At 61.5% G+C, this 23,011-nt stretch carries 20 protein-coding genes; 9 read left to right on the top strand and 11 right to left on the bottom strand.

Going from position 1 to position 23,011, the window contains the following annotated elements:
• Positions 1 to 3 precede the first annotated feature (3 nt).
• The 6 genes from B9Z47_RS15645 to argS form a co-directional block, all read right to left on the bottom strand.
• Positions 4 to 1,545: an RNA polymerase factor sigma-54 gene (locus B9Z47_RS15645; protein ID WP_108332159.1), complete on the bottom strand. Its 1,542-nt coding sequence runs from the start codon at positions 1,543 to 1,545 to the stop codon at positions 4 to 6.
• A gap of 37 nt (positions 1,546 to 1,582) precedes the next feature.
• Positions 1,583 to 2,341 (bottom strand): LPS export ABC transporter ATP-binding protein, encoded by a 759-nt coding sequence (gene lptB / locus B9Z47_RS15640; RefSeq protein ID WP_108332158.1) that lies wholly within the window; start codon positions 2,339 to 2,341, stop codon positions 1,583 to 1,585.
• On the bottom strand, positions 2,338 to 2,973 hold the full coding sequence (gene lptA, locus B9Z47_RS15635; RefSeq protein WP_108332157.1) for a lipopolysaccharide transport periplasmic protein LptA: 636 nt from the start codon (positions 2,971 to 2,973) through the stop codon (positions 2,338 to 2,340). Before lptA ends, lptB begins: the two co-directional genes overlap by 4 nt.
• 144 nt (positions 2,974 to 3,117) lie before the next feature.
• Positions 3,118 to 3,759: a thiol:disulfide interchange protein DsbA/DsbL gene (locus tag B9Z47_RS15630; protein WP_108332156.1), complete on the bottom strand. Its 642-nt coding sequence runs from the start codon at positions 3,757 to 3,759 to the stop codon at positions 3,118 to 3,120.
• Between the two features lie 52 nt (positions 3,760 to 3,811).
• A complete protein-coding gene (locus tag B9Z47_RS15625; protein ID WP_108332193.1) occupies positions 3,812 to 4,471 on the bottom strand; it encodes an SPOR domain-containing protein in 660 nt (219 codons plus the stop codon).
• 11 nt (positions 4,472 to 4,482) lie between these two features.
• Positions 4,483 to 6,180: an arginine--tRNA ligase gene (argS, locus tag B9Z47_RS15620; protein ID WP_108332155.1), complete on the bottom strand. Its 1,698-nt coding sequence runs from the start codon at positions 6,178 to 6,180 to the stop codon at positions 4,483 to 4,485.
• A gap of 186 nt (positions 6,181 to 6,366) precedes the next feature.
• On the opposite strand from argS, the gene B9Z47_RS15615 reads away from it, so the two are divergent.
• Entirely contained in the window at positions 6,367 to 6,696 is a 330-nt protein-coding gene (locus tag B9Z47_RS15615; RefSeq protein ID WP_108332154.1) for a PsiF family protein, read from the top strand.
• Positions 6,697 to 6,953: 257 nt separating this feature from the next.
• Here B9Z47_RS15615 and B9Z47_RS15610 read toward each other — a convergent pair whose 3' ends face one another.
• Both B9Z47_RS15610 and B9Z47_RS15605 read right to left on the bottom strand, forming a co-directional pair.
• Entirely contained in the window at positions 6,954 to 7,886 is a 933-nt protein-coding gene (locus tag B9Z47_RS15610) for a LysR family transcriptional regulator (RefSeq protein ID WP_108332153.1), read from the bottom strand.
• 167 nt (positions 7,887 to 8,053) lie between these two features.
• Positions 8,054 to 8,983 (bottom strand): hydroxymethylglutaryl-CoA lyase, encoded by a 930-nt coding sequence (locus tag B9Z47_RS15605; RefSeq protein WP_108332152.1) that lies wholly within the window; start codon positions 8,981 to 8,983, stop codon positions 8,054 to 8,056.
• Positions 8,984 to 9,235: 252 nt separating this feature from the next.
• On the opposite strand from B9Z47_RS15605, the gene B9Z47_RS15600 reads away from it, so the two are divergent.
• Positions 9,236 to 11,467 (top strand): malate synthase G, encoded by a 2,232-nt coding sequence (locus tag B9Z47_RS15600; RefSeq protein WP_108332192.1) that lies wholly within the window; start codon positions 9,236 to 9,238, stop codon positions 11,465 to 11,467.
• A gap of 81 nt (positions 11,468 to 11,548) precedes the next feature.
• On the opposite strand, the gene B9Z47_RS15595 is transcribed toward B9Z47_RS15600, so the two are convergent.
• Positions 11,549 to 12,529 (bottom strand): IS110 family transposase, encoded by a 981-nt coding sequence (locus B9Z47_RS15595; RefSeq protein ID WP_108332151.1) that lies wholly within the window; start codon positions 12,527 to 12,529, stop codon positions 11,549 to 11,551.
• Positions 12,530 to 12,725: 196 nt separating this feature from the next.
• Here B9Z47_RS15595 and B9Z47_RS15590 point away from each other — a divergent pair, with 196 nt between their 5' ends.
• The 6 genes from B9Z47_RS15590 to B9Z47_RS15565 all read left to right on the top strand — a co-directional run bounded on the left by B9Z47_RS15590 (position 12,726) and on the right by B9Z47_RS15565 (position 17,491).
• Positions 12,726 to 14,369, top strand: coding sequence for an acyl-CoA dehydrogenase family protein (locus B9Z47_RS15590; protein ID WP_108332150.1), 1,644 nt, complete (start codon positions 12,726 to 12,728; stop codon positions 14,367 to 14,369).
• 123 nt (positions 14,370 to 14,492) lie between these two features.
• Positions 14,493 to 14,621: a hypothetical protein gene (locus B9Z47_RS19135; protein WP_255418474.1), complete on the top strand. Its 129-nt coding sequence runs from the start codon at positions 14,493 to 14,495 to the stop codon at positions 14,619 to 14,621.
• 37 nt (positions 14,622 to 14,658) lie between these two features.
• The gene (locus B9Z47_RS15580; protein WP_233253839.1) at positions 14,659 to 14,892 is read left to right on the top strand and encodes a hypothetical protein; all 234 of its coding nucleotides are present in this window, start codon (positions 14,659 to 14,661) and stop codon (positions 14,890 to 14,892) included.
• A 14-nt stretch (positions 14,893 to 14,906) separates the two neighbouring features.
• Positions 14,907 to 15,167, top strand: coding sequence for a cysteine-rich CWC family protein (locus B9Z47_RS15575; protein WP_108332191.1), 261 nt, complete (start codon positions 14,907 to 14,909; stop codon positions 15,165 to 15,167).
• Entirely contained in the window at positions 15,164 to 16,723 is a 1,560-nt protein-coding gene (locus B9Z47_RS15570; protein WP_108332148.1) for an MFS transporter, read from the top strand. The genes B9Z47_RS15575 and B9Z47_RS15570 overlap by 4 nt, the downstream gene beginning before the upstream one ends.
• Before the next feature lie 3 nt (positions 16,724 to 16,726).
• Entirely contained in the window at positions 16,727 to 17,491 is a 765-nt protein-coding gene (locus B9Z47_RS15565) for a class II glutamine amidotransferase (RefSeq protein ID WP_108332147.1), read from the top strand.
• Positions 17,492 to 17,543: 52 nt separating this feature from the next.
• On the opposite strand, the gene gshB is transcribed toward B9Z47_RS15565, so the two are convergent.
• Both gshB and B9Z47_RS15555 read right to left on the bottom strand, forming a co-directional pair.
• Complete coding sequence (gene gshB / locus B9Z47_RS15560; RefSeq protein WP_108332190.1) at positions 17,544 to 18,485, bottom strand: glutathione synthase; 942 nt, start codon at positions 18,483 to 18,485, stop codon at positions 17,544 to 17,546.
• Positions 18,486 to 18,569: 84 nt separating this feature from the next.
• Positions 18,570 to 20,066, bottom strand: a complete 1,497-nt coding sequence (locus tag B9Z47_RS15555; RefSeq protein WP_108332146.1) for an AMP nucleosidase — start codon at positions 20,064 to 20,066, stop codon at positions 18,570 to 18,572.
• Positions 20,067 to 20,206: 140 nt separating this feature from the next.
• Here B9Z47_RS15555 and B9Z47_RS15550 point away from each other — a divergent pair, with 140 nt between their 5' ends.
• Positions 20,207 to 22,375 (top strand): PhoX family phosphatase, encoded by a 2,169-nt coding sequence (locus tag B9Z47_RS15550; protein WP_108332189.1) that lies wholly within the window; start codon positions 20,207 to 20,209, stop codon positions 22,373 to 22,375.
• Positions 22,376 to 23,011: the final 636 nt, after the last annotated feature.

The following is a 23,011-nucleotide window of genomic DNA, read 5'->3' as shown; positions in this document are numbered from 1 at the left end:
CTCTCAAAGGGTTTTGCGCAGGTTGGCGGGCGCGATCTTCAGGGCTTCGCGGTACTTGGCCACCGTGCGGCGGGCGCAGTCGATGCCTTGCTCTTTCAGCATCTCGGAAATCTGGTTGTCTGACAGGGGCTTGGTGGGTTTTTCAGCGGCGACAAACTGCTTGATGAGCGCCCGCACGGCGGTGCTCGACGCCGCGCTGCCGCTGTCGGTGCCCAGGCCCGAGCCAAAGAAATACTTCAGCTCAAACGTGCCTTGCGGCGTGGACATGTATTTGGCCGTGGTCACGCGGCTGATGGTGGACTCGTGCATGCCCAGCTCGTCCGCGATCTCGCGCAGCACCAGCGGGCGCATGGCCAGTTCGCCGTGCGTGAGGAAGTTTTTCTGCCGCTCCACGATGGCGGTGGACACGCGCAAGATGGTGTCAAAGCGCTGCTGGATGTTCTTGATGAACCAGCGGGCTTCTTGCAGGCGTTGCTGCAGGCCCGCGTGGTTATCCCCTTTGCCGCCGCGTAAGGCGTTGGCATAGATGTCGTGTACGCGCAGCTTGGGCATCACGTCGGGGTTGAGCTGGATGCGGAATTTGGGCGTGGCCGTCTTGCTGGTGTTCACCACCAGCACGTCGGGAATGATGATGTTTTGCTCGGCCTGCACAAAGGGGCGACCGGGCTTGGGTTCGAGCCGGGCGATGAAGGGGATCGCGGCTTTGACCACGGCTTCGCTCAGGCCACAGGCCACCGCCAAACGTTTGTAGTCGCGCTTGGCCAGCATCTCCAGCGGCTGGGCGCAAATGGCCAGCGCCGCCTGCGCTACATCGTCGCCGGGTGCGTCCTGCAGATGCGCCTTGATCTGGATGCGCAGGCATTCGGCCAGATTGCGCGCTCCCACCCCCACCGGTTCGAGCGACTGCAGCAAGCCCAGCGCCACCGTGAAGCGGTGCACCAACTCGTCGATTTGTTCGTAGTCATCGCTGCCCGCCAGACCGGCGGCCAGCTCGGGCAAGGTGTCGGTCAGGTAGCCGTCGTCGTTGAGCGACTCGATCAGAAAGCGCAGGGCTGCACGGTCCACCTCAGAAAGGCGCAGCGACAAGGCCTGTCGGTGCAAAAAGTCGGTCAGCGATCCGCTGCTGCGGGCCAGGTCGATGGCGTCGGCGGTTTCTTCTCCGTTGTTTTGGCGCGGGGTGGCGTCGCCGCCCCATTCGCTGTCGTCGGGGCGCATGTCCACGCTGCCGTCACCGTCCCAGCTTTCGGCCACATCGGTCACCGCTTCGTCGCGGGTTTCGCTGGCGTTGTCCTCGCTGCTGCTGGATGTGCTGGCACTTTCGCTGACCCGGTCGCCCAGGCTGACGTGGGTGTCGGCCTGCTCCAGGCCAAAGGCCTCGGCAGGCGCTTCTTCTTCGGCGCGTTCCAGAAAGGGGTTGTCGTCCAGCATCTGATCGACTTCTTGCGACAACTCGAGGGTGGACAGCTGCAGAAGGCGGATCGACTGTTGCAACTGGGGCGTGAGCGCCAGGTGCTGGGACATGCGCAGCGACAGACCGGGTCTCATTGCCGTGCTTTCATGTCAAATACGCGGGATTTGCTCATCACATCCTGAAGTGTTCGCCCAGGTACACCCGGCGCACATCGGCGTTGGCCACGATCTCGTCGGGCGTGCCCTGGGCCAGCACACGGCCTTCGCTGATGATGTAAGCGTGGTCGCAAATGCCCAGCGTCTCGCGCACATTGTGGTCGGTGATCAGCACGCCAATGCCGCGCTGCTTGAGGAAGGCGATGATGCGCTGGATCTCGATCACGGCAATCGGGTCGATGCCGGCAAAGGGCTCGTCCAACAAAATGAAGCGCGGGTCGGTGGCCAAGGCGCGGGCAATTTCCACGCGGCGGCGTTCGCCGCCTGACAAGGCCACGGAAGGCGAGTCGCGCAAATGTTCGACGCGCAAATCGTTCAGCAATTCGGTCAGGCGTTTTTCCACCTCGGCGCTTTTGAGCGCCGCTCCATCCGCATCGGTCTGCAACTCCAAAATGGCCCGCACGTTGTCGGCCACCGACAGCTTGCGAAAAATCGAGGCTTCTTGCGGCAGGTAGGACAAGCCCATGCGCGAGCGCTTGTGGATCGGCATGCGCGTGACGTCCTGGCCGTCGATCAGGATCTGCCCCCCATCGGCCCGCACCAGGCCCACGATCATGTAGAACGATGTGGTTTTGCCTGCGCCGTTGGGACCAAGCAAACCCACGACTTCGCCCTTGTCCACTTGGACCGACACGTCGTGCACTACTTTGCGACTGCCATAGGCTTTTTTCAGATGCCGCGCTTGCAGTCGGCTCAGAGGGACGGTTTCGGTCATGGTTTGGCTTGGGGTGCCAGCTGAGGGCTGCTGCGCAACGTGGTTGCGGGCGTCGCGTCCGGGGTGGCGGGTGGTTTTGTGCGCGGTGTCAGGATGGCCCGAACCCGTTGATCGCGGGCGGGTGATGTGCCGGGCGTCTGCCCATCGACCGTCATCACTTCGGTGGTGTTGTTGAACACGATGGTGTGGCCTTGCAGTTGGTCTGCCACTTGGCGCGCACGCAAAATCCGCACTTCGGCCCGCTGGCTCAAGGTGACCATGTCCGCCTGGCTGTCATAGGTCACCGACTCGGCCTCGCCTTCGGTGTATTCGTCCAGGCCTTCACGTTTTTGTCGGAAGAACACCCGTGCCGGGGGTGTGGCCCAGAGTTTGGCCACTTGCCTGCCTTGCGCGTCTTGCTGCACATCCATGCGTGCTGCGCGCAACACCAAGGTGCCTTTGGTGGCGACCACTTGCCCCGAGAATTGGGTCAACAGCTTGGCCTCGTCGTGGCGCATGCTGTCGGCTTCGATCTGCATGGGTTTGTCGCGATCGGCTTTTTCTGCCAGGCTGGGCAGGGCCAACAGGCACGCGCTCAGTGCCAAAAGCAGCTGTGCAGCCAATCGAAGGGGTGGGAATGGTTTGGAGGGCATGAATCTTGCTGTGAAACATTCTGATTGTAGGTGCAAGTGCCATCGGTCGGTCTGCTTGCGAGGCCGAAATAGCGGTCGCTGGCAGAAAAAAGCCCGCCAACAGGGCGGGCTTTTTGCCGCTGGGTCAGCGAGCGGGTGCTCGCTTCAGCGGGCTTGGCGGCTTTGGGCAATCAGCGACTCGACCACTTTCACTGCGCGGTCCATGCTGCCGGCCAAAGTGCCATCAACGTAGTAACGGCCCGCGACACCAAAAGAGGGCACACCTTCGATCTTGAAATCGTTTTGCAACTGAACCGCCCGTTTGATTTTGGTGGCCACGCCAAAAGATTTGTAGGTTTCTGTGAACTTGGCTTTGTCAATGCCCTGTTTTTCGGCCCAAGCCAAAATGGCGGCATCGGTATTGAGCATGAGTTTTTCACCGTGGATGGCGGTGAAGACGCGGCCGTGCATTTTTTCAACCAGATCCATCGCCTCGAGCGTGTAGTAAAGGCGCTGTTGCGGAACGAAGTCATCGCGGAAGGCAACAGGCACTCGTCGTACCACCACGTCTTTGGGGGCATTTTTCACCCATTGGGCAAAGGCGGGCTCGAAGGCATTGCAGTGCGGGCAGCTGTACCAGAAAAACTCCAGTACCTCCGTCTTGCCTGTGCCTGCTTCGGTGGCCAGAGGGCGCTCCAGGGCGATGTAATCCTTGCCCGCCTTGAAGGCTTGTTGTGCCCAAGCGGACAGGCTGCTCAGTCCGGCACCAGCGCTGAGCAAGGTGGTTGCAAATAAACGGCGTTTCATAAGTGCTCCAGGGTTTGGCAATGCCCATGCGGGCGCGGTGAAGATTGAAAATTCAGCGTTGCACGCGAACCAGCGTGTTTTCGACGCCGCTGGCTTCGAGTTTGGTCCGGATGCGTTCGGCCACATTCTTGTCTTCAAACGGACCCAAGCGTACGCGGTAGACGATGCGACCGGCTTGATCTCGCTCAGAAACTCTGGCGTCCAAGCCCATCAGGGCCAGTTTGGCTTTTTGCGCGTCGGCATCGGCGTTGGTGCGGTAGGCACCCGCCTGGATCACGTAGTCAAAAGGATCGCTTGCGCTGCTGGGCGTGGCCGGTGTCGCCAAGGCAGATTTGGATTTGGCCAGTTCCCCCAGCGGGTCAGCGGTCACGGCGGGGCGAGGCTCCGGGCGGGCCGGTTCCGAAGGCGGTTTGTCGAGGGCTTTTTCTGCGGTTTTTTCTTTGGGTTTGTCGTCCAAGGCCGCTGCTTTCGGTTCAGGCAGGGCCGGTGCCTCTGCCGGGGCCTTGGGCTGCAGCACCCCGTTCGGATTCCAGTCCTTGTTCTTCTGGCTTTCCTGAACATCTTGTGCGCTGCTGCGAGGCTGATTTTTGTTGGAAAAAGGCGTGGGCACTTTGGTCACGTAAATGGCCACGGCCAACGCCACAGCCAGCCCCAGCACCAAGCCGATGATGAAGCCCAAAAATGTGCCCCCGCGTTGAGATTTCAAGGTCATGGCCGATCCATTCACATTTTTTGCGGTGCGCCAACGCCCAACACCTTCAAGCCGTTGCGCAGCACTTGTGCCGTGGCAGCCACCAAGGCCAGGCGGGCTTTTTTGACCGCTTCGTCGTCCACCAAGATGCGCTCGGCATCGTAGTAGCTGTGGTACAGCGAAGCCAGGTCGCGCAGGTAGAAGGTCACATCGTGCGGCGCAAAGTCGGTGGCCGCAGACGTCAGCATCTCGGGGTACTTGGCCAGGGCCAGCATCAGGGCGTGGGCCTGCGGGCTTTGCAGTGGCGACAAGTCGGCGTTGGCCAGTGTGGACACATCGCCCCCGTCCTTGTCTTTCCAGGCCGCCAACACCGAGCAGATGCGCGCATGCGCGTACTGCACGTAGTACACCGGGTTGTCGTTGTTTTGCGCCAGCGCCAAGTCGATGTCGAAGATGTATTCGGTGTCGGGCTTGCGCGAGAGCAGGAAGAAACGCACCGCGTCCTTGCTGGTCCACTCGATCAGGTCGCGCAGCGTGACGTAGCTGCCCGCGCGCTTGGAGATCTTGACCTCTTCACCTCCGCGCATCACGCGCACCATGGTGTGCAGCACATAGTCTGGGTAGCCCTCGGGGATGCCGACGTTGGCCGCTTGCAGGCCTGCGCGCACGCGGGCAATGGTGCCGTGGTGGTCGGTGCCCTGGATGTTGACCACGCGGGTGAAGCCGCGCTCCCACTTGGTGATGTGGTAGGCCACATCGGGCACAAAGTAGGTGTAGCTGCCGTCGCCCTTGCGCATCACGCGGTCTTTGTCGTCGCCGTAATCGGTGGATTTCAGCCACAGCGCGCCGTCTTGCTCGTAGGTCTTGCCGGCTTCGCGCAGTTTTTGCACGGCGGCATCCACCTTGCCGCTGGTGTAGAGGCTCGACTCCAGGTAATAGTTGTCGAACTGGACGTCGAAGGCCTTCAAGTCCAGGTCCTGCTCGTGGCGCAGGTAGGCCACGGCGAACTGGCGCATGCCGTCCAGATCGTTCACATCGCCGCTGCCCGTGAACTCGCGGTCGTCCGACTTGACGGTTTTCTTCGCCAGAAAGTCGTTGGCGATGTCCTGGATGTAGTCGCCGTTGTACGCCGGTGCATTTTCGCCACTGGGCCACTCGGCATCGCCCGGCTTGAAGCCCTTGGCGCGCAGCTGGGTGGAGTTGGCCAGCGTGCCGATCTGCACCCCCGCGTCGTTGTAATAAAACTCGCGGTAAACCTGTTGGCCTTGTGTGGCGAGCAGGTTGCAAATGGCGTCGCCCAGGGCTGCTTGGCGGCCGTGGCCCACATGCAAGGGGCCGGTGGGGTTGGCCGAGACGAACTCGACCAGCACTTTGTCGGCCTTGGCGGGCTGATCGCCAAAGCATTCGGCCGCTTGCAGAACTTCGTGCACCACGGCCTGTTTGGCCGCGTCTTTCAGACGGATGTTGATGAAGCCGGGCCCGGCAATCTCTATCGCGTCCACCCAGCGCTCGAAAGCGGGGGTGGCCAGCAAGGCGCTGCGCAGGGTTTCGGACAGCTGCCGGGGGTTTTGCTTCAGGGCTTTGGCCAGCTGCATCGCGGCGGTGCAGGCCAGGTCGCCATGGGCGGCCACTTTGGGCGATTCGAAGGCCGCGCGCGCACCCGCACCGGTTTGGAGTTTTTCCAGCTCGGCGGCCAGGGCCGTGAGCAAATGTTGTTTGGCAGAAAGCATAGGGCGCGATTTTACGGGGCCGGGCTAAGTATCCGGGCGGGAGTACAGTGTCAAGGCGGATTTATGTGCGGCTATTACAGTTGGTCACAACTGGTGTCGACAGGCCTGCGATTTGGCGCGTTAATCGGGAGCCTGCACCTGTTTGCAGTGTCCTTTGTCTGTTGATCATTTTTTTGGAGTTCATTCATGCGTCATTCCATCACAACCGTTGCGCTGGGCTTGGCCCTGTTCTCTGGCATGGCTTTTGCGGCCGATCCCGTCAAGCCAGCAGCCGCTCCTGCGGCGGCGGCCTCGTCGCCAGCAGCTGAAAAAACCCCGCAACAAAACAAAATGGCGACCTGCAACAAGGAAGCCGAAGGCAAAAAGGGCGATGAGCGCAAGGCCTTCATGAAAGACTGCCTGAGCGCCAACAAGCAGGAAAAGCAGCAAAACAAGATGAAAACCTGCAACGCCGACGCGGCCGGTAAAAAAGGCGATGAGCGCAAGGCCTTCATGTCTGAATGCCTGAAAAAGTGACGCGCCTGGCACCTGGCGTGGTCGAATGCCTCAAGGCATTGATCGCGTCAGCGCCCCTCAGACCATCGGCCCGGACATGTCCGGGCTTTTTTGTGCGCTGAGGGTTTTGGCCTTCTTTGCCCTCTTGGCCATGCGGATGTGAGTGTTTGCCTGCGTTTGTGAACCGGCCCACGCTGCAGCTGCCAATTCATGGTTGCTCAGGATTTCGGTGTCGCGCAGCAGTGAATGCCGCAATAACGGAGTCTTGGCTGGCGCATTCAGCTTTGCGTCACCTGAGCCTGCCAGTAACCGGGCTGGGCGTAGTGGTGTTTGAGGTGGTCGATCCACAGCCGCACCCGCAGCGGCAGGTGCTTGCGCTGGGGGAACACCACAAAAATCCCGTTCGGGGGTGCGGCAAAGTCTTCCAGCACCGCCACCAGCTGGCCCGAGCGGATTTCGCTTTCCACTTCCCAGGTGCTGCGCCAGGCGATGCCGTAGCCCGCTAGGCACCAGTCGTGCAGCACTTGGCCGTCCGAGCAATCGAGAGGCCCGCCCGGGCGCAGGTGCACCACGTCGTGGCCGCCGTCGCTCGGGTTGCGAAAGGCCCAGCCCCGGGTTTGCGAGGCATCGCTCGACAGCGTCAGGCAGTCGTGTTGCAGCAGGTCTGAGGGCTGCAAAGGGGTGCCCCGTTTTGCCAGATAGTCCGGCGTGGCCACACACAACCGCCGGTTGTCGGCCATGCGCACGCTCACCAGTGATGAATCGGGCAGATCGCCCACGCGCACCGCGCAGTCAAAACCTTCGGCCGCGAGGTCCACCACCCGGTCGCTCAGGTTCAGCGAAATCGACACATCGGGGTGCAGCTCGCGAAAGCGCGGCACCAGCGGGGCCACATGGCGGCGGCCGAATCCGGCCGGGGCGGTGATGCGCAAATGCCCGCTGGCTTTGACGCCACCCGCCGACACGCTGGCCTCCGCATTGGCCACATCAGAGAGCAAGCGCTGACAATCTTCCAGAAAAGCGCTGCCTTCGTGGGTTAGGGTGATGCGCCGGGTGGTGCGCACCAGCAGCTTCACGCCCAGGCTTTCTTCCAGCGCATCGAGCCTGCGGCCGATGATGGCCGGGGCCACCCCCTCGGCCCGGGCTGCAGCGGTCAGGCTGCCTTTGGTGGCAACCGAGACAAAGGTTTCGAAGGCTTTGAGCTTGTCCATGCGACCCGATTATGCGGGTTCAGGTTTGGAATTTTGGCGAAATGACCGGTGATTGGTGCGCAAATCCATGTGTTTTGCTGGCGCTGTGCACAGAGCGCGCTGAGAGCGGTAGCGCCACATGCGGCCGTTATGCAAAGGCCAGGGCAAGGGCAGGGGAAAGGGCCAACTCAGCGGTTTGACCAGCCCTTGGGCAGTCCCGCCTCGGGTGTCATGCCATACAGCGGCTCGCCGGGCAGTCCGGTTTCCAGGGGCTCGCGTGCGGCCATGAGTTTGTCCAGGTCAATGCCTGTGCTCACGCCCATGGCCTCGAACATGAAGACCAGGTCTTCGGTCACCACATTGCCCGAAGCGCCCGGGGCGTAAGGGCAGCCCCCCAGGCCACCGAGCGAGCTGTCAAACGTGCGCACGCCGGCGTCGTAAGCGGCCAGACAATTGGCCAGGCCCAGGCCCCGGGTGTTGTGCATGTGGGCGGCCCCTGCAAGTGCACCGATTTCGCGCTGCAGTGCTTTGAACAAGCGGCTGACCTGCGCCGGGTTACCCATGCCGGTGGTGTCCGACAGGCCAATTTCGTCTATGCCTGCCTCGGCCAGTTGCACGGCCAAGCGCAGCACATCGTCTTCGGGCACCAGGCCTTGCAAGGTGCAGCCAAAGGCGGTGGACATGCCGACTTCGACCGGCACGCCGGGCGCCATCTCGTCGCGCAGCCGCAACACCGCGCGCACCTCTGCGACCATGGCCTCAGGCGTTTTGCGCACATTGGCCATCGAATGGGCGGGGCTGGCCGACACCGGCAAGGTCAGCTTTTGTGCGCCGGCGACCAGCGCGGCCTGCGCGCCGCGTACATTTGGCACCAGGGCCATGATGCGCACGCCCGTGTGACGCAGCGCATGCTGCACCACCTGCGCTGCATCGGCCATTTGCGGCAGCCGTTGAGCGGGCACGAAAGAAGCCACTTCGATCTCTCGCAAGCCAGCCGCCGCCAGTGCGTCGATCCAGCGCAGCTTGTCGGCGGTGGCCATCGTGGCCTGGACCGATTGCAGGCCATCGCGCGGGCCAACTTCGCTGATCAAAACTTCGGGGGTGGGGTGGCGTGTCATGGGTGAATTAAACCGCAGCACGCAGCCGATGGTCCGACCCGAGACGCAGGGCCTTCTGGTCTTCGGTGAGGGCCAGACCCCAGAATTCCAAACCTGCATTTGTGCTTAAAAGTCATGGGTCTATGAATTTTGGGCGGGTTTATCTGCGTCTAAATTTAGAATAGAGTGTTTCACCATGTTGGTCGTCGTGCGGCTTGCCTGTTGCGCACCCCGGCCATGCCCGATTTTTTTGACTTGACCCCAGAGGTTTCCATGACTGCACGCACCGCGATCCATAACCTGCAAGTGGCCAATCCCTTGCTGAGTTTCATCAACGACCAGATGCTGCCCGCCACCGGCGTGGACCAAGACAAGTTCTGGAAAGGCTTCAACGACATCGTGGCCGACTTGGCCCCGAAAAACATCGCCCTGCTGGCCGAGCGTGACCGCATCCAGACCGCCATGGACGCGTGGCACACCGCCAACCCCGGTCCGGTCAGCGATGCCAAAGCCATGAAGGCCTACCGCAAATACCTGAGCCAAATCGGCTACTTGGTACCCGAGCCCCGCAACGCCCAAGCCACCACCGCCAACGTGGACGCCGAGCTCGCCAAGTTGGCAGGCCCTCAGTTGGTCGTGCCGATCTTGAACGCCCGTTACGCCCTGAACGCCGCCAATGCCCGTTGGGGCAGCTTGTACGACGCGCTGTATGGCACCGACGCCATCAGCGAAGCCGACGGCTGCGAAAAAGGCTCGGGCTACAACCCCCAGCGCGGCGCCAAAGTCATCGACTACTGCCGCAACGTGCTCGACCGCACTGCACCTCTGAAGACCGGCTCGCATGTGGGCAGCAAGGGCTACGCCGTCAAAGCGGGCAAGCTGGTCGTGACCCTGGCCAATGGCAAAAATTCCACCCTGGCCGATGCCAAGCAGTTTGTCGGTTACACCGGTGACGCCAAGGCCCCCGCCTCGGTGCTGTTCGTGCACAACGGCATCCACCTCGACCTGCAAATCAACAAGACTACCCCTATCGGCAAGACCGACCCGGCTGGCGTGTCCGACCTGATCGCTGAAAGCGCTTTGTCCACCATCCTCGACCTCGAAGACTCGGTGGCTGCGGTGGACGCCGACGACAAAGTGCTGGCCTATGCCAACTGGTTGGGCATTTTGCAAGGCACCCTGAGCGAAGAAGTGCAAAAGGGCGGCAAGACTTTCACCCGCACCATGAACGGTGACCGCGAATACACCAAGCCCACGGGCAAAGGCACCGTGAAATTGCACGGCCGTTCGCTCATGTTTGTGCGCAACGTCGGTCACCTGATGACCAACCCCGCCATCCTCTACAAAGCCGCTGACGGCAGCACCAAAGAGATCCCCGAGGGCATCCTGGACGCCATGGTCACCGTGACCTGCGCCTTGGTCGACTTGCAGAAAAAGTCTTCGCACCCCCTGCGCAACAGCCGCACCGGCAGCGTCTACATCGTCAAGCCCAAGATGCACGGCCCCGCCGAAGTGGCCTTTGCCGACGAGTTGTTTGGCCGTGTCGAAAAAGTCATCGGCATGAAGCCCTCCACCGTCAAGCTGGGCATCATGGACGAAGAGCGCCGCACCAGCGCCAACCTCAAGGCCTGCATTGCCGCTGCCAAGAGCCGCGTGGCCTTCATCAACACCGGCTTCCTCGACCGCACGGGCGACGAAATGCACACCTGCATGTTGGCCGGCCCCGTCATGCGCAAGGGCGACATCAAGAACAGCACTTGGCTGGGCGCTTACGAGAAGAACAACGTCAACGTGGGCCTGGCCTGCGGCCTGCGCGGCCGTGCCCAGATCGGCAAAGGCATGTGGGCCATGCCCGACCTGATGGCCGACATGCTCAAGGCCAAAATCGGTCACCCCCTGGCCGGTGCCAACACCGCCTGGGTACCCAGCCCCACCGCCGCCACCTTGCACGCCATGCACTACCACCAAGTGGACGTGCCTGCGCTGCAAAAGCAGATGGAAAAGGCTGTCGCCAAGCAAGACCCCAAAGAACTGCGCGAAGACACGCTCAACGCTTTGTTGCAGTTCCCTGTGGTCGCCAAAGACGCCGCCAACTGGTCTGAAGAAGACAAGCAAAAAGAACTCGACAACAACGCCCAAGGCATCCTGGGTTATGTGGTGCGCTGGGTTGACCAGGGCGTGGGCTGCTCCAAGGTGCCCGACATCAACGGCGTGGGCCTGATGGAAGACCGCGCCACGCTGCGCATTTCCAGCCAGCACATGGCGAACTGGTTGCACCACGGCGTGGTGACCGAAAAGCAGGTCAAAGCCACCATGGAGCGCATGGCCGCCGTGGTCGACGGCCAGAACGCTGGAGACCCCGAGTACAAAAAGATGGCCGGCAACTTCGCCAAGTCAGCGGCTTACAAAGCCGCTTGTGACCTGGTCTTCAAAGGCAAGGCGCAACCCAGCGGCTACACCGAACCTTTGCTGCACGCTTGGCGTTTGAAGGTCAAAGCGGCCTGATCTTTCCTCGATCATTGAGGCCAGCTTGTCGGGGCTGAAGCCGTCGACCTACAAGGCAGTTTGTAGATACTGTGATGCGTGTCAAGCGCCGTGAAGTGCCGAGTTGAACGGTTTGTTCGACTTGAGCACACCAACAGCCACATGAATGAGCTTGCGCATCATGGCTCCAATGATCAGTTTGGGCGGTTTGCCTGCGCTGGCCAAGCGTTCTCTGAAACGCTTGCCCCAGTCCGTTTTGTACAAAGCAGCCATGGCAGGCATGTACAAGGCTTTTCGGACAAAGGCATGACCGACCTTGGACATTCGGGGTTTGCCTTTGACGCTGGAGCCAGACTCGTGCTGCCTGGGGTCTAGCCCCACAAAGGCCACTGCCTTGCGTGCATTGTCAAATTGCTCCGCTGAGCCGAAGTAGGCCAGCATGATGGCCAAAGTGCGCTCTCCTATCCCGGGAATGCTGTCCAGCAAGTCCCGCTTTTGGCGCAAATCGGGGTGTTTGTCGATATGGTCTTTGATCAGCTTGGCCAGCGCCTTGATCTCGGCATTGAGCCAGTCGATGTGGTTTTGAATTTGCGGCTGCACGGCCGGGTTGGCCACTTGCAGCCGATTGCACTCTTGGGTAAGCATGTTTTGCAGCGCTTCCAGGCGAAGCACCAGGCTGCGCAGGACCCGCTCATGCGGGGCGGCAGCCGCCCAAGGCGCAGGCGTGCGCTCTTTGGCGAAGTGGGCAATCAAGTTCGCATCGATCTTGTCTGTCTTGGAGCGCATCAGGCGAGAGGCCCCGTAAGCCTTGATTTGCGCAGGATTGATGACGCTGACAACGATGCCCTGGTCGCACAGGAACTCGGCCAAAGCCTCCCAATAGATGCCTGTGGCTTCCATGCAAACGTGCAGCTGACTCAGCTCGCCAGAGGGGACGCCGTGGGCATCGAGCCAGGCGAGCAATTGGGCAAAGCTCAGAGCGTTGTTGGATAAAACTTTGTTGCGAACTTTGCCGTCGGGGCGCAGCAAAGCGCAGTCGAACTTGGATTTGGCGATGTCAATGCCAAGAAAGTGTGTGTGCATAAAAACTCGAAAGATCAACCTTGTGAATGCGGGCTCACGCCAAGGGCGGGCCAAAGGTCGGTGGCTTCAGCCCCGACGCTTTGGTGCGCGCATCGGCACACACACGCTCCGTTAAAACCCGCTCCCCGTGCGCAGGTGTTTCCTCTAGACTGACCGTCACACAAAACAAGCCCCAAGGGCCCAACGGAGGCAACCCATGACCTGGCAAACCCACGAGATCACCAACCAGTTCGACGAGCTGCAAAACTACAACCTGCTGGCCACCGACACGCCTTTGCGCGAAGCGCTGGCGCGGGCCGGGGCGGATGCTTTTGTGCCCCAACTGGACCGCTATGGCGCCACGCTGGGCCAAGCCGAGACATATGCCCTGGCCGATCAGGCCAACCGCCACACGCCTGAGTTGAAATCCTTCGACGCCCGTGGGCGGCGCGTGGACCATGTCGAGTTCCACCCCGCCTGGCACCAGCTGATGGCGCTGTACCGGGGTCAAGGCTTGATCGCCATGCCCTTTGCCGACGAGCGCCCCGGGCGTTGGTCGGCCTGGGCCGCTGGTTTTTACCTGCACGGTCAGGTGGAAGCGGGCACGCTGTGCCCTGCCACCATGACGCAGGCGGTAATCCCCCTCGTCCAGCGCGAACCCGCCTTGTGGGCCGCGCTGAAGGACAAGTTGCTCAGCCCCGACCACGACGAACGCGATGCGCCACTGGAGCGCAAAAAATCCATCTGGGTGGGCATGGGCATGACGGAAAAACAAGGCGGCTCCGACGTGCGTGCCAACACCACCACCGCCACGCCCACAGGTCAGGGCGAACGCGAGTTCACTTTGCGCGGCCACAAGTGGTTTTTTTCGGCCCCCATGTGCGACGCCCACTTGGTGGTGGCGCGCACGGCGGATGGCGGCCCCAGCTGCTTTTTCGTGCCGCGCTGGCGGCCTGATGGCAGCAAGAACCCGATTGAAATCCAGCGGCTCAAGAACAAGGTGGGCAACCGCAGCAACTCCAGCAGCGAAGTCGAGTTCAAGGATGCCCACGGCATCCTGATGGGTGAGCCGGGGCGCGGCATCCCCACCATCATCGAGATGGCCACCTACACGCGCCTGAACTGCGTGGTCGGCAGCGCCGCCATGGTGCGCCAGGGCCTGGTGCAAGGCTTGGCCTATGCCCGCCAGCGCAAGGCCTTTGGCCGCCTGCTGGTCGATCAGCCCCTGATGCGTGCGGTGCTCACCGATCTGGCACTGGAAAACGAAGCCAACATGGTGCTGATGATGCGGCTGGCGCAGGCCTACGAGCGCGATGACAGCCCGCTAGAAAAAGCTTGGAAGCGGGTGATGACGCCCGCCGCCAAGTTCTGGGTCTGCAAGCGGGCGGTGGAGATCACTGGCGAGGCCATGGAAATCTTTGGCGGCAATGGCTATGTGGACGACGGTGTCATGGGCCGTCTGTTCCGCGAGGCCCCGGTCAATTCGATCTGGGAAGGCTCGGGCAACGTGATGTGTCTGGACGTGATGCGGGCCATTGGCAAGGAGCCTGATCTGGCCCAGGCCTTGCTGCTAGACCTGGGGCAGTGTGTGGGGGACGACACGCGCTTGCGAGAGGCGCTGCAAAGCCTGCTGGCCATGCTGCGCGAGCCGCCCGAGCAGCTTGAAGCCCTGGGCCGCCGATTTTGTGAGCGGCTGGTGCTGCTTGCGCAAGCCTGTTTGTTGTTGCGCCATGCGCCCACGGCGGTGGCCGATGCCTTCATCCAGACGCGCTTCGATCCGCAATGGGGACGCGTGGTGGGCAGCATCGACACCCATTCGCTGGCGGTGGATGCCATCTTGCAACGCGCTTACCCCGCCTGAGTCATGCCCATGACACCCACCGAAGTTCAGGTGACCCGGCAAGGCCCGGTGACCCTCATCACGATCGACCGCCAGCAGGCGCGCAACGCGGTGGACCGCGTGACGGCGCTGTAACTGGCGGCCTTGCCCCAGACCTGCCTGCGCAACGACCGCCGCTCGGCGTATGAACAATTCGGCATGGGCCTGCGGGAGCCGTGTGCGGTCGGCTACGGTACTTTCTGGCGATGTTTTGCCGATGCCTTGAGCCGCTGAGCGAGGATGACTGAAAATAGGGCTTTTGGAGGGCGCGATGCGCTGGATAGATCGTATTCCCATGATGTGGTTGGTGGCCATTGCTGTTTATTTGGCAGGGGCACCTTTTGTGCCTGAGCCGCATCTGGTCGAAAAGTGGCGCATGCTCACCGAAGGCGGCTTGAGCCGACCCATCGACATCTTTGATTTTTTCTTGCACAACGCGCCCATGGCGGTGTTGATGACGCGCCTTTGGCGTGATACGCAGCGTCGCCGTCAGGGCAAAAATTGAGTGCCACGCCCATGATGCGTCAAAGTTCTGCTGTTGACCCTTGCCGCTGCCCCCTGTGTGGCCAGTCCAACGCTTGTGCCATGGCATTGGCGAGCGCCACGATCAAGGCCGAGGCCGCGTCTGCGCCCCCCTGCTGGTGCACGCGCGTGCAGTTCAGTGCCGATTTGCTCCAGCAAGTGCCCGAAGAGGCGCGCCACAAGGCCTGCATTTGCGCGGCTTGTGTGGCCGCATCCGAAGACATCTCCAAAGTCAAACTCCAGGGCGAGGGCGCATGACCCAGGCCCAAGACCCCCACAGCCTGCAGGCGCTCAGGTCCCGCTACGGCGAACGCCATCGCTGGTTGCTGCTGCTGTCGGTCATGTTGGGCTCCATGGCGGCGGTGATGTCGTCGACCATCATGAACGTGGCCATTCCCGACATGAGCCAGCACTTCACGCTGGGCCAAAGCCGGGTGCAGTGGGTCACCTCGGGCTTCATGGTGGCGATGACGGTGTCCATGCTGACCACCCCTTGGCTGTTGTCGCGTTATGGCTATCGCCGGGTTTACGAGGTCTGCATGTGGCTGCTGTTGGGCGGCGGCGTGGTGGGCGGTTTTGCCAACGATTTCCCGCTGGTCATGGCCGCACGCGTGGCCGAGGGCTTGGCTGCAGGCGTGGTGCAACCCATACCCGCCATCATCATCTTGCGAGCTTTTGCACCCGAAGAGCAGGGCCGTGCCAGCAGTTTGTTTGGCATGGGTGTGGTGCTGGCACCGGCCATTGGCCCCAGCATTGGCGGCGTGCTGGTCGATGTGTTCGGCTGGCGTTCGATCTTTTTCATGGTGGTACCGCTGGCCATGGTGGGGCTGTGGCTGTCGCGCCGCTACGTGCCCACATCGGCCCCAGGCGGTGTGCAGGCCGATGCCGACAGCCCGGGCCTGGACTGGATCGGGCTGGCGCTGGCCAGCGCGTCGACCTTGATGCTGCTCAATGGTTTGGTGCAATTGCGCGGTGACGACGACACGGTGGCTGTGGTGTTGCTGGCGCTGGCGGGTGTGGGCATGGCGGTGTTTGTCGCCTGGCAGCGGTATTTGTTGCAGCCGCGCCGGCATGCCCGTCGCACTGCCGCACACAAAGCGTCGCGTCAGGGCATGACAGCGCAGCCAGTGCGTCAGGTGCCGCGCGGCCCACTCATGAACCTGCAGGTGTTTGGCCACCGTAACTTCGCCATGGGGTCGCTGGTGTCTTTCACCTATGGCATCGCGCTGTTTGGCTCCACGTATTTGCTGCCGGTTTACATGCAGATGGGCCTGGGTTTGTCGCCGTCCTACATTGGCGCGGCTTTGCTGCCGGCGGGTATTTTGCTGGCCGTGACCATCGCGGTGGTGGGGCGTTTGTCCAACCGTTTTCCTCCGGCCCATTGGGTGAGCTGGGGCCTGGCCTTGCTGGCGCTGTCGTTTGCGCTCATGCCGCTGGTGCACCCGGCGGCGGGCCTGACCTTGTTGTGGTTCTTGGTGATCCTGGGTCGCATTGGCCTGGGCTTCATCTTGCCTTCGCTCAATCTGGGCGCTTTGCGTGGCTTGCCCAAGGATCTGATCCCGCAGGCTTCCAGCGTGATCGGTTTTGCCCGCATGCTGGGCGGCGCGGCCGGTGTGAGCATTTGCGCCATCGTGCTGGAGTGGCGTTTGGCGGTCCATGCCGCTTCGCAGCAGGCTGTGGGGTCCGTGGCCGGCGGCGCAGCAGGTCTGCGGGCCTTTAACGAGACCTTTGAATTCCTTGCTGTGATCACCGCGCTCGCCTTGCTGGCCGCGTGGAAAATGGGCGAATCCACGGTTGTGGCCGCCAAGGACTGAACCATGTGCCAACTGCTCGGCATGAACTGCAACACCCCGACCGATGTGACCTTCAGCTTCAGCGGCTTTGCGCAGCGCGGGGGCAACACCGACCACCACGGCGACGGCTGGGGCATCGCCTTTTTTGAAGGACAGGGTGTGCGCCACTTTGTGGACCACCAAAGCGCCAGCAGCTCACCCATTGCCGAGCTGATTCGCCGTTACCCGATCAAAAGCCGCAACGTCATTGCCCACATCCGCAAGGCCACGCAAGGCGTGGTGAGCCTGGAAAATTGCCACCCCTTTGTGCGTGAACTTTGGGGCCGATACTGGGTGTTTGCGCACAACGGCAATCTGGTGGACTACGCGCCGCGCCTGCACGGCAGCTTCAAGCCCGTGGGCCAGACCGACAGCGAACGTGCGTTTTGCTGGCTTATGCAAGAGCTGGCCAAGTCGCACGCCAGCGTGCCGAGCGTGGCGGAGTTGTCATTGACTTTGCGCGAGCTGGTGCCGCAAATTGCCCGGTTTGGCACTTTCAATTTCTTGTTGTCCAACGGGCAGGCGCTGTGGGCGCATGCCACCACCAACCTGCACTATGTGTTGCGCAGACACCCATTCACGCAGGCGACGTTGAGTGATGACGATTTGAGTGTGAATTTTGCCGATCACACCCGTGAGACCGATCGGGTGGCGGTGGTGGTCACCGCCCCGCTGACCACCGACGAAGCCTGGGTGGCCTTTGAGCCAGGGCGCTTGTACACCTTTGAAGACGGCGATCTGAAAGGGTAGGTCGGACCTTCAGGTCCGACAGACGGGTTGACCGGGCTTCAAGGCGCAGCGCTTAAAGCGCAGCTTCCACCGCGTCCATGAACAGCGCCGCCACATCGCAACCCATCTGGTCTGTGATTTCTTGAAAGCAGGTCGGGCTGGTCACGTTGATCTCGGTCAGGCTGTCGCCAATGATGTCCAAGCCCACCAGCATCAGTCCGCGCGCAAACAGGATCGGACCCAAGGCTTCTGCGATTTCGCGGTCGCGTGCCGAAATCGGCTGGGCCACGCCCTTGCCACCCGCAGCCAAATTGCCACGCACCTCGCCGCCTTGCGGAATACGTGCCAGGCAAAAAGGCACGGGTTTGCCGCCAATCAAGAGCACGCGCTTGTCGCCTTGTGCAATGCCAGGCAAAAACTTTTGCACCATCACGGTCTGCGCGCCATCCCGGTTGAGCGTTTCAATGATCGCGCCCAGGTTCAGACCGTCTGCGCCGACTTTGAAGATGCCCATGCCGCCCATGCCGTCCAGGGGCTTGAGGATGATGTCGCCGTGCGTGGCGTGGAATTCGCGGATGTCCGCCTCGTTGCGCGTGACCAAGGTCGGCGCAATGAATTGAGGAAACTCCATGATGGCGAGTTTTTCGGGGTGGTTGCGCAGCGCGGCCGGGCTGTTGAAGACCTTGGCGCCTTCGCGCTCGGCCTGACCCAGCAGGTGGGTGGCGTAAAAGTATTCGCTGTCAAAGGGCGGGTCCTTGCGCATGACCACCGCATCAAACTCTTTCAATGCGGCGCGGCCGGTGCTCGTTTCGGTGAACCAGGTTGTTGGGTCGCCTGTCAGTCGAATTTCGCGCACCTGCGCCGATACCGCTTCGCCTTGCTGCCAGCGCACATCGGTCATCTCGCAAGCCACGACCTGGTGGCCGCGCTTTTGCGCTTCGCGCATCATCGAAAACGTGGTGTCCTTGTAAATTTTGAAGGACTCAAGAGGGTCGGCAACGAAGAGGATTTTCATCATGCCATTGTAGGGTTGAGGCTTTGACCCCGCTGTCTTTCGGGTGTCTGGCGATGGGGTGAGGGAGCAGAGTCGGCAGACGTTTTACTGAAACGCCACCTCGGCAAAGCTGCGCAGCTTGCGGCTGTGCAGTTGGGCCGGGCCTGCGGCGCGCAGCAACTCCAATGCGCGGATGCCGATCTGCAGGTGCTGGTTCACCCGCTCACGGTAAAAGTGGTTGGCCATGCCGGGTAGCTTGATCTCGCCGTGCAGCGGCTTGTCGCTCACGCACAGCAAGGTGCCATAGGGCACCCGAAAGCGGAACCCGTTGGCGGCGATCGTGGCGCTTTCCATGTCGAGCGCGACGGCTCGGCTCTGGCTGAAGCGGCGCTGCGGTGTGTTGTCGGGCAACAGTTCCCAGTTGCGGTTGTCGGTGCTGGCCACGGTGCCGGTGCGCATGAGTCGTTTGAGGTCCGCACCATGACAACCCGTGACCTCGGACACTGCACGCTCCAGTGCGACCTGAATCTCGGCCAGTGCCGGGATCGGCACCCACAGCGGCAGTTCTTCGTCGAGCACATGGTCTTCGCGCACATAGGCGTGGGCCAGCACGTAGTCGCCCAACTGCTGCGTGGTGCGCAGACCCGCGCAGTGGCCCAGCATCAGCCAGCTGTGCGGTCGCAGCACCGCGATGTGGTCGGTGATGGTCTTGGCGTTGGCCGGGCCGACCCCGATGTTGACCATGGTGATGCCGCTGTGGTCTTCGCGCACCAGGTGGTAGCCCGGCATTTGCGGCAGGCGTGGCGGGGCCGCGCCCAAGGCGTCTTCGGCTTGGGCGCTCAGGCCCACGCGGCGCGTGACCACGTTGCCCGGCTCCACAAAGGCCACATAAGGGCTGTCCGCCTTGGCCATCTCGGCGCGGCCCAGTGCGATGAACTCGTCAATGTAAAACTGGTAATTGGTGAACAGCACAAAGTTCTGAAAGTGCGCCGGATTGGTGCCGCAATAGTGGCGCAGCCGGTGCAGTGAATAGTCGATGCGCGGCGCGGTGAACAGTGACAGCGGTGCGCACTGGCCGGGCGCGGGCTCGTAGGTGCCGTTGGCAATGCCGTCGTCCATGGCCGTCAGATCGGGCAGGTCAAACACCTCGCGCATCTGGGCGCGGCGCTCGGCGCTCATCTCGCCTTCAATGTGGTCGTTCTCGGCAAACGAAAAATGCACCGGAATCGGCAACTGGCTGGTGCCCACTTCGAGTGCCACGCCGTGGTTGGCCAGCAGCAATGCAAACTGCTGGCGCAGGTACACGGCAAACAGGTCGGGGCGCGTCAGCGTGGTTTCGTAGCGCCCTGCGGTGGCCACAAAGCCGTAGCTCAACCATTCGGCCTCCAGGTTTTGGGGGGGTACCCAGCCGGTGGTGGTTTGCAGCCGCACAAAGGGGTAGCAGGCGCGGATTTTGTCCACCATGGGCTCGCCCGCCACATAGCGGCGCATCGCGTCGCGCAGGTGGTTCAGGCTTTGCTCGTATATGGCCTGCACCCGCTGCAGGGCGGCATCGGCATCATCAAACACTTCAGGGGCAATGAAAGGAATGGGTCTTTGCATGTTGCCATTGTGCCCGTGCTTTGGGGGCGTGGTGAGCGCGTCTGATGGCCAAGGGTGTCATGAAATCTTCATGTGATTTTCACAGCAATGACAACATGCATTTCCACAATCATCTAATCTTTTCAACTCAAGGAATGCTCATGAGCGACCATAACGAATACGACGACAACGCGGTTGTCAATGCTTCATCCAACTTGCACATGAATGACTTGTTGGCCGTTCGTCTCAGCCGTCGCCAAGCGCTCAAAGGTGGCGTGGGTGTGACCACCACCGCGTTGCTGGGCGGGTTCGGTCTGACCGCCTGTGGCGGTACAGATGCCACGGACGTTGCCTCGGCATTGGCACTTGGTTTTTCCGCTGTGGCCAAGAACAAAAATGACGTGGTGACCGTGCCAGAGGGCTACCAGGTCAGCATTCTTCATTCGTTGGGAGATCCGTTGCACTATGGCGACGCATCTTGGAAAAACGATGGCAGCGAAACGGCCGACTCTTACAACCGCCGCATCGGAGATGGTCACGATGGCATGTATTTCTTTGGGTTGTCCGAAGACGGCAAGTTCGATGCCAACCGATCGGATCGTGGCTTGCTGTGCGTGAACCATGAGTATGTGGTTCAGCCCTATGCGCTGCACCCGGCTGGCATGACTGCTGGTGCTGCTCGCGTACCCAGTGAAGTCGAAAAGGAAATCTATGCCCACGGCGTGAGCGTGGCAGAAGTCAAGCGCACCACTGGCAATGACATGGGCATGGTGCGTGGCTCCAAATTCAACCGCCGCATCACATCGGCCACCGAAATGGCGTTTGCTGGCCCTGCCAAAGGCAATGACCTGCTGAAAACCAAATTTTCTGCTGATGGCACCAAAACCCGAGGCACCAACAACAACTGCGCCAACGGCTACACGCCTTGGGGCACCTACTTGACCTGCGAAGAAAACTGGCTCAACGTGGTGGGCCGGGCGGCTGGTGATGACGTTAAGCGCGACGCCAAGGATGTGGTCTCGCTCAAGCGTTATGGTTTGCCTGAAAACCGCAAAAGCCCCTACCAGTGGGACACCGCAGGTAGCGATGACTTGTTCGTGCGCTGGTCCTCGTCTGTAGTGGGTGCCAGCGCTGCAGAAGATTACCGCAACACGGCCAACAACTTTGGCTGGGTGGTTGAAATCGATCCGTTCAACAACACCTCGGTGCCCGTCAAACGCACGGCTTTGGGCCGCTTCAACCACGAAGGCGCATGGCCTGCCCCCGCTGTGGTCGGACAACCCATCGTGATGTACCAAGGCGACGATGCGCGCAACGAATACATCTACAAGTTTGTCTCCAAAGCCTTGTGGAGCGCCAGCGATGTCAATGGCGGCTTGGCTGCAGGCGCCAAATACCTGGACGAAGGCACTTTGTACGTGGCCAAGTTCAACGCCGATGGCACGGGTGCCTGGCTGGAGTTGACCCATGGCAAGAACGGCCTGGACAGCACCAATGCCCTGTATGCCTTTGCCAACCAAGGCGACGTGGTGATCAACGCCCGCTTGGCGGCCGATAGCTTGGGCGCGACCAAGATGGACCGACCTGAGTGGGGTGCCGTGAACCCTCTCAATGGCGAGGCCTACATGACCCTCACCAACAACAGCAACCGCATTGACCCGGCAGCGACCCCGACGGGCGTGCAGCTCAAGCCGGATGCTGCCAACCCACGTTACTACAGCGACACATACACCAATGCCGATGGCAGTACCAAGACCAACAAGGGCAACCCGCACGGTCACATCATCCGTTGGAAAGAGAACGCAGGCAGTGTGGCCGCGACCAAGTTCGACTGGGACATCTACCTGTTTGCCGCCGAAGAAAAAGCAGCCGCAGACGTCAACTTGTCGGGCCTGACGGCTGTCAATGATTTTTCCAGCCCGGATGGTTTGTACTTCGATCCACGCGGCATGCTCTGGATCCAGACCGATGACGGGGCTTATACCGACGTCACCAACTGCATGATGCTGGCCGCCGTACCGGGCAAAGTGGGCGATGGCGGTAAAGCCACGGCAGCAGGCGGTACCGCCACCATCAAAGGTGCCAACGCCACAGACAGCACCGTGCGCCGATTCCTGGTCGGCCCCAAGGATTGCGAGATCACGGGTGTGGCCGTGACGCCGGACGGTAAAACCATGTTCTGCAACGTGCAGCACCCTGGTGAAAACGGCAGTTTGGCTGCGCCGACCAGTGCCTGGCCTGACAGCCAGACAACCACAGGCTCGACCAAGCGCCCTCGTTCATCGACCTTCATCGTGACACGCAAAGACGGGGGTGCCATCGGCATTTAAACCGGTGTGCAGATGACAAAAGAAGACCCGCGTATGCGGGTCTTCTTTTTGGGGTGCGCCCAGCATGGGCGCACACCTGCGGGTGCAAGTCCCGCTGCGAGCTGGTCACAGTGAGCAAAGCGAAGCGCAACTGCGTGAGGGTGACCGAGCGTGGGAAGGAAGCGTGGAGCGTAAATCGTGAGCCGATGAACAAGAACCGTATAGAAGGCGTTGCCAAGCAGGGCGAGCAGGCCCATTACTGCAAAGCTCTTGTGACCAAGGCGAGGTGGCGTAAATGCGGCGGTTGTGCGATGAAGGTGTGCGACCCTTACCTGGGGAGATCTCGCCTTGTGCCTGAAAGGGCGACGGCTTGAGCCGGAGCGAGAAGTCAGCAGAGGTCGTAGTAGCGGCAGTACGAGGCCCACAAGGCCGGATGGAGACCGTGAAGGACCGAACGAGAGTGAGAGTCTGAGGACGTGCAAAGCTGCAAGCCCGAGTTCGACACCAAATCCCGATTTTTCGCCCTTTTTCGCCTCCGGCCTCAACAAAATCAAGCACTTGCAACTGATCTTCTGATTTTTTTGTAGTGGCAATATTGAGTGCAATACGTGCTGGCAAGTTACGTTGTCATGCGACCTGCCATTTGCTACACTTTGG

The sequence above is a fragment of the Limnohabitans sp. 2KL-1 genome (assembly GCF_003063435.1).
GTDB lineage: Bacteria > Pseudomonadota > Gammaproteobacteria > Burkholderiales > Burkholderiaceae_C > Limnohabitans_A.
Note: the sequence above shows the minus strand (reverse complement) of the source record. Positions and strands in the feature narration are given on the sequence as shown.